Here is a 6,400-nt window from a genome sequence, read left to right as displayed (position 1 = left end):
TCGTAAATGAATTTGTAGGAGTTTGACTTATGTCAGGCAAAGACCGTTTAGTTATTTTTGATACAACTTTGCGCGATGGAGAACAGAGTCCAGGCGCATCAATGACCAAAACTGAGAAGCTTCGCATTGCAACTGCACTTGAAAAAATGCGTGTTGATGTTATCGAGGCTGGTTTTGCAATTGCGAGCCCTGGTGATTTTGAATCGGTGCAGGCGATTGCGAACACCATCAAAGATTCGCGAGTTTGCAGTCTATCTAGAGCTTTAGACAAGGATATTGATCGCGCCGCAGAAGCACTTAAAGGGGCAAACGCCTCGCGCATCCATACCTTTATTGCAACATCTCCAATTCACATGAAATACAAGCTGCAGATGGAACCTGACGCGGTAGTAGAGCAAGCTGTGCGAGCGGTTAAACGAGCCCGCTCACATACTGACGATGTTGAGTTTTCGTGTGAAGATGCAGGACGTTCTGAGCTTGATTTTTTGTGTCGAATTATCGAGGCGGCAATCGACGCGGGAGCATCAACAATTAATATACCTGATACCGTCGGTTACGCTGTTCCAGAACAGTTCGGCCATACCATTGGCCAATTAATTGAGCGAATTCCCAATTCGGACAAAGCAATCTTTTCCGTGCACTGCCACAACGATTTGGGCCTCGCTGTTGCGAATTCACTCTCTGCTGTAGCGCAAGGTGCTCGCCAGGTTGAATGTACCATTAATGGTCTTGGAGAGCGGGCTGGTAACGCGTCTTTAGAAGAGGTGGTAATGGCTGTTAAGACTCGAGCTGATTGGTTCGAAGTCGAAACCGGTATTGATACAACGCAGATTGTACCTGCGTCAAAATTGGTCTCTACTATTACGGGCTTTCCCGTCCAACCTAACAAAGCCATTGTCGGCGCGAACGCTTTTGCGCATGAGTCAGGAATTCACCAAGACGGTGTTCTTAAGCATCGGGAAACCTATGAGATAATGAAGGCGGAAGATGTAGGTTGGCACACTAACAGTCTCGTGCTTGGGAAGCTTTCAGGGAGAAATGCATTTAGGACTCGTCTTGAAGAGCTTGGGATAGCTTTAGAGTCGGAATCGGAGCTCAATACTGCATTCGCGGCATTTAAAGAGTTGGCCGATAAAAAACATGATATTTTTGATGAAGACTTACATGCTTTAGTGAGTAGCTCGGTTGCACGAAAAGAGGCCAAGAAATATGAGCTAGTTTGCATGTCTGTGGCCTCTGAGACCGGTGTTGCTCCAGTGTCGAAGGTGACCTTGTTGGTGGACGGGATTGAAAAGACAGCTGAGGCCTCGGGCAGCGGCCCTGTTGATGCTACGTACTCTGCAATCGAGAGTCTTGTTGATTCAGGCGTTAGCCTGCAACTATATTCCGTTAACAATATTACGAGTGGTACTGACTCGCAGGGGGAGGTGACGGTTCGTGTTGAGCGCGGGGGTCGAATTGTGAATGGACTAGGGGCCGATACAGACATTGTTATTGCATCGGCGAAAGCCTATGTTCATGCTCTCAATCTCATGGAGAGTGGCGCTGATAGGCAGCACCCGCAGGGCGATGTTTAGCCAATGACATCGTTGGCAGTGAAGTCGGAACGCCTAAAAGCTATGGGCGTGCAGCCTTGGTATGCACGCTTTGTTTTAAACGGCGCAGGGCGTTCACCGTCTTTCCGGCTTTGCGAGTCGCAGGAGCCTTCTAGCACAGAAGAGGTTCCGGATGATCTCTCAGCGCTAAATGCTAAGGCGACGGTTACAGCGTTAACTACGTTACCCGACATACCGCGATCAAGTGTCGAATTATCTTCAGAAGAACCAGAAAATCTTGATGCTTCGGTCGTTACCTCTGCTTCTGTCACATCCTCTGATTCGGTTCATTCGAAATTATCCGAATCGGTAGAGTTACCCTCTGAGCAGTCGCTCATGATTTTTTGTTCAGATTCCGTCGCAGTCGTTTGTGGTAGATGTTCCTCAGAACAAGTTTCCTCTTTGAATCGGCTAACCTCAGCTATTTGTTCAGCTTTATTCGCTCGCAACATTCAGTTAGACGAATCTGGTTCGTTTGTTTGGCCTACCTTTGAGTCTCTGGCTCTTGAGTCCCGAGGTGCTGATCTGCAGCGGAAAAGTCTGGCGAGATTTTTGCGAAACCAAGCGGTAGCGCGAAGTTCTTCTGTCCTGCTTCTGGGTGCTGATATAAGCGTTGACACCTTCAAGGCGCTTTCAGTTGATCAAGGCGCTCCCCGCTTAGTGTTTTCGTCCTCAGTTTCTCCCTCGGATTGTCTAAGAGATCCGGCGCAGAAAGCGTTTCTGTGGAAAGAGCTTTTGGAAGAGCGACGCAGTGTCTAGCGTGGTTGCTTGGCCTGTTGAAAGTAAATTGCAGTATCGGCCGATGTTGGCTTCTGACCTAGATCGTATTCTTATTGTCGAGAATGCTGCTTACCCCATACCTTGGACTCGACAAAACTTTTCGGACTGTTTAAAAGCAAAGAATGATGGCTTGGTGTTCTATTCTGGGGAGCACATTCTTGGTCACTCAATTGTCTCGTATGTATTGGATGAGGCTCATCTTCTTAACGTATGTATTGATCCACGTTATTGGGGGAAAGGCTTGGGGCGTTTTTATTTGCGCCACTTAATCGCTCGCGCGCAGGAGCAATCTTGCCAGATGTTTTTTCTCGAAGTGCGTGCGTCCAATTCCACAGCGATTCATCTTTATCATTCCGAAGGCTTTAATGAAGTGGGTATTCGCAAAGCATATTACCCCTCTGACGCTGGAAGGGAGGATGCTATTTTGATGACGCTTGATTTGTCTGTTTATGGTTGTCCGTAGCGAAAAAATTCAAAACAATTAGTTTGTATAATAAAAAGAGGCAATTGGCATGTTGGGTAATCTATCGTTCGATCATCTAAAGCAACAGGTTTTAGACGGTGATATCGATACCGTTCTTGTTTGTCTTGTTGATATGCAGGGGCGCTTAATGGGAAAGCGTTTCCACGCGAGCAATTTTATCGAGTTTTCGTTTCAGGAAACGCATTGCTGCAATTACCTTCTTGCTACAGATATGGAGATGGCAACGCCAAATGGTTACGCCTCCTCTAGTTGGTCTCAGGGTTACGGCGATTATGTAATGAAACCTGATCTACAGACCTTGCGAACGGTTCCTTGGCTGGAAGGTTCTGTCATGGTTTTGTGCGATATCTTGGATCACCACCATCAGCACGTTGCCCACTCCCCTAGGCAAATACTCAAGCGCCAGATAGAGAGGTTAAAATCACTTGGCTATACCGCAAAGACGGCAACTGAGTTGGAGTTTTTTATTTTTGATAAAAGCTTTGATGAGATACGAAAAGGTGGCTTTACAAAGCTAGATCCGATCAGTGGATATAATCAGGACTATCACATCTTTCAAACCATGAAAGAAGAGAGTGTTATGCGTCCGCTTAGAAATTATTTATATGCTGCGGGTGTGCCGGTCGAAAACAGTAAGGGTGAGGCGGAAAAAGGACAGGAAGAGCTAAATATCCGATATGACGAAGCCCTTCTTTGCGCGGATCATCATACTATTGCTAAGCATGCGACGAAAGAAATAGCTTGGCAGCAGGGTCACGCAGTGAGCTTTATGTCGAAGTGGGACCACAAAATGGTTGGCAGTGCGGCTCATGTGCATCAATCGCTTTGGAATGATGAAAATCCCGTATTCTTTGATGCTCAAGATCCTCTTGGAATGTCTGACTTGATGCGGTGCTACCTCGCCGGATTGATTAAATATGCGCCTGATTACACGCTTTTTCTGGCGCCCTATATCAATAGCTATAAGCGGTTTGTTGAGGGAACCTTTGCGCCAACCAAAGCGGTTTGGTCTAACGATAACCGAACCGCAGCTTTTCGCTTGTGTGGTGAGAATACTTCTGCCGTTCGAATTGAATGCCGGGTAGGTGGTGCTGATATTAATCCCTACCTAGCAATTGCTGGTCAGCTTGCTGCTGGGATAAAAGGGATTGAGGAGCAGTTAGAGTGCCCGCCAGCAGCATGTGGCGATATTTATGAGATGAGTGATGCGCCTGATTTGCCGCGAACTTTGAAAGACGCGATTAACGCTTTTAGCAGCTCAGAGATGCTTAAAGATGCGTTGGGAGAAGATGTCGTAGCCCACTATACTCGCGCAGGCGAAATTGAACAGGAAGAATTCGACAAGATTGTCACAAGCTGGGAAGTAGCGCGCGGGTTTGAGCGATGCTAGGAAAAAGCGCTAAAGGTTACTTTTCAAAAAGCAGAGTGTCTGTGTGAATGTAGGATGAGGATTTTTGTCCTTCGAATAATTAGGAGAAGGTGAGCAGGTATGTCGGAATCAAGACGGGTGTTGCAGTGTGTTAGTCCGATTGACGGAAGTGTTTTCGCTGAGCGGCCGGTGGTTTCTCAGAACGATGCTTTAGAGTGCGTAGCGCGAGCCAGAAATGCCCAAATAGCATGGCGAAACACCTCTCTGGACGAGCGAATCGCCATAGTGCTCAAGTGTGTTGAGTTACTGGGTAGCAAAAATGGCGAGATTGTTCCTGAATTAGCACGCATGATGGGGCGACCGGTACGGTACGGAGGAGAGTTTGGAGGGGTTCAAGAACGAGCAGATTACATGTCTGAAATCGCGCATGAGTCCTTAAAGCCTTTGGTTATAGAGCATAGTGACGGTTTTGAGCGTCGTATTGAGAGAGAGCCTCATGGTCTCGTTTTCGTGATAGCACCGTGGAACTATCCTTACTTAACGTCGATTAATACGATTATCCCAGCTTTGATTGCAGGAAATGCGGTGATTATAAAGCACGCGACTCAAACTTTATTGGTCGGAGAGCGTTTAGCATCGATATTTGCCGAGGCGGGTTTGCCTGCGGATCTTTTTCAAAACCTCTTTCTTGATCATGCGAGCACTGATCAACTTATTCGACAGCGTTGTTTTGATTTTATTAATTTTACGGGCTCTGTTGGGGCGGGGCGCTCAATTGAGCAAGCCGCTTCCGGCACATTTGTAGGTCTTGGTCTAGAGCTTGGGGGTAAAGACCCCGGTTATGTCATGGAGGATGCTGACTTGGATTCTGCAGTTGCTTCCTTGGTTGACGGGGCGATGTATAACTCTGGTCAGTGCTGTTGCGGTATTGAACGGATATATGTGGCTGAGAGCCTTTACGACAGTCTTGTAGAAAAAGTATCCGGGTCAGTAGCGCGATATAAGCTTGGAAATCCGTTGGATTCAGACACAACCTTGGGGCCAATGGCTCATAAGCGCTTTGCTGACGAGGTGCGTGCGCAGATATCGGAGGCGCTTAGAGATGGTGCAAAAGCTTTGGTAGATCCGCAGCTATTTCCTATGGATGATGGTTCAAATGCGTATCTTGCGCCGCAAGTCCTTATTGATGTGAATCATGATATGCGGGTTATGCGTGACGAAAGCTTTGGCCCAATCGTCTGCATCATGAAAGTAAAAGACGATGAAGAAGCTATTAAGCTTATGAATGATTGTCAGTTTGGACTGACGGCGTCATTGTGGACATCTGATCCAAAGCGAGCCGCTAATATTGCGGCCCAGCTTGAAGCTGGAACCGTGTTTATGAATCGTGCTGACTATCTAGACCCTGCGCTATGTTGGACAGGGTGCAAGGACACAGGTCGTGGCGGTACATTGTCCGTTATTGGCTTTCAGAATCTAACGAGAGTTAAGTCTTACCATTTTAAAAAGGCTATTTGATATGAGCATCGAGGCTATGACGTCAAATTGGAGCTATCCAACTGAGATTCGCTTTGGTGCTGGACGCATACAGGAGCTTTCGGAGGCTTGTGCTTCGGTCGGTATATCCAAACCTTTGTTTGTCACGGACGCGGGTCTTGTTGAGCTTTCGATCGTCGAAGTCGCATTGGGCGTTCTTGAGCGCGGGGGCTTGGGAAGAGCGTTGTTTAGTGAGGTCTATCCAAACCCGGATGAGCTAAGTTTGGAGAAGGGGCTCGGTGTCTTCAGATCGGGTGGCCATGACGGGGTTGTTGCTTTGGGTGGGGGCTCGGCCCTAGATCTTGGTAAAATTATCGCCTTTATGTCAGGCCAGGCTAGGCCTGTTTGGGATTTCGAGGATGTTGATGATTGGTGGGCGAGAGCGGATTCAGAGGGAATCGCGCCCATTATTGCGATTCCTACTACCGCAGGGACTGGCTCTGAAGTTGGGCGAGCGGGTATTTTGACGAACTCGGTTGATCACGTAAAAAAAATCATTTTTCATCCGAAAATGTTGCCATCTGTGGTTATCTGCGATCCAGAGTTAACGCTGGGGCTGCCTCCAATGATTACGGCGGGTACCGGAATGGACGCTTTTATTCATAGTTTTGAGGCTTACTGCTCGCCACTCTATCA

Annotated in this window: 6 protein-coding genes; all 6 read left to right on the top strand. The window is 47.6% G+C overall.

Annotated features, from left to right (window positions below; all coding sequences use genetic code 11):
* Positions 1-29 precede the first annotated feature (29 nt).
* Positions 30-1,577 (top strand): 2-isopropylmalate synthase, encoded by a 1,548-nt coding sequence (locus A3751_RS07045; RefSeq protein ID WP_068453766.1) that lies wholly within the window; start codon positions 30-32, stop codon positions 1,575-1,577.
* Between the two features lie 3 nt (positions 1,578-1,580).
* Positions 1,581-2,354, top strand: a complete 774-nt coding sequence (locus A3751_RS07040) for a hypothetical protein (RefSeq protein WP_068453765.1) — start codon at positions 1,581-1,583, stop codon at positions 2,352-2,354.
* Positions 2,347-2,838, top strand: a complete 492-nt coding sequence (gene rimI / locus A3751_RS07035) for a ribosomal protein S18-alanine N-acetyltransferase (RefSeq protein ID WP_197466216.1) — start codon at positions 2,347-2,349, stop codon at positions 2,836-2,838. The genes A3751_RS07040 and rimI overlap by 8 nt, the downstream gene beginning before the upstream one ends.
* 49 nt (positions 2,839-2,887) lie before the next feature.
* On the top strand, positions 2,888-4,249 hold the full coding sequence (locus A3751_RS07030) for a glutamine synthetase family protein (RefSeq protein ID WP_068453763.1): 1,362 nt from the start codon (positions 2,888-2,890) through the stop codon (positions 4,247-4,249).
* 99 nt (positions 4,250-4,348) lie between these two features.
* On the top strand, positions 4,349-5,746 hold the full coding sequence (locus tag A3751_RS07025) for an aldehyde dehydrogenase family protein (RefSeq protein WP_068453761.1): 1,398 nt from the start codon (positions 4,349-4,351) through the stop codon (positions 5,744-5,746).
* Position 5,747: 1 nt separating this feature from the next.
* Positions 5,748-6,400: iron-containing alcohol dehydrogenase (locus A3751_RS07020; protein WP_156492302.1), on the top strand; the 653-nt coding region annotated here is incomplete at its 3' end.

It is taken from the genome of Oleiphilus sp. HI0080 (genome assembly GCF_001635135.1).
Note: the sequence above shows the minus strand (reverse complement) of the source record. Positions and strands in the feature narration are given on the sequence as shown.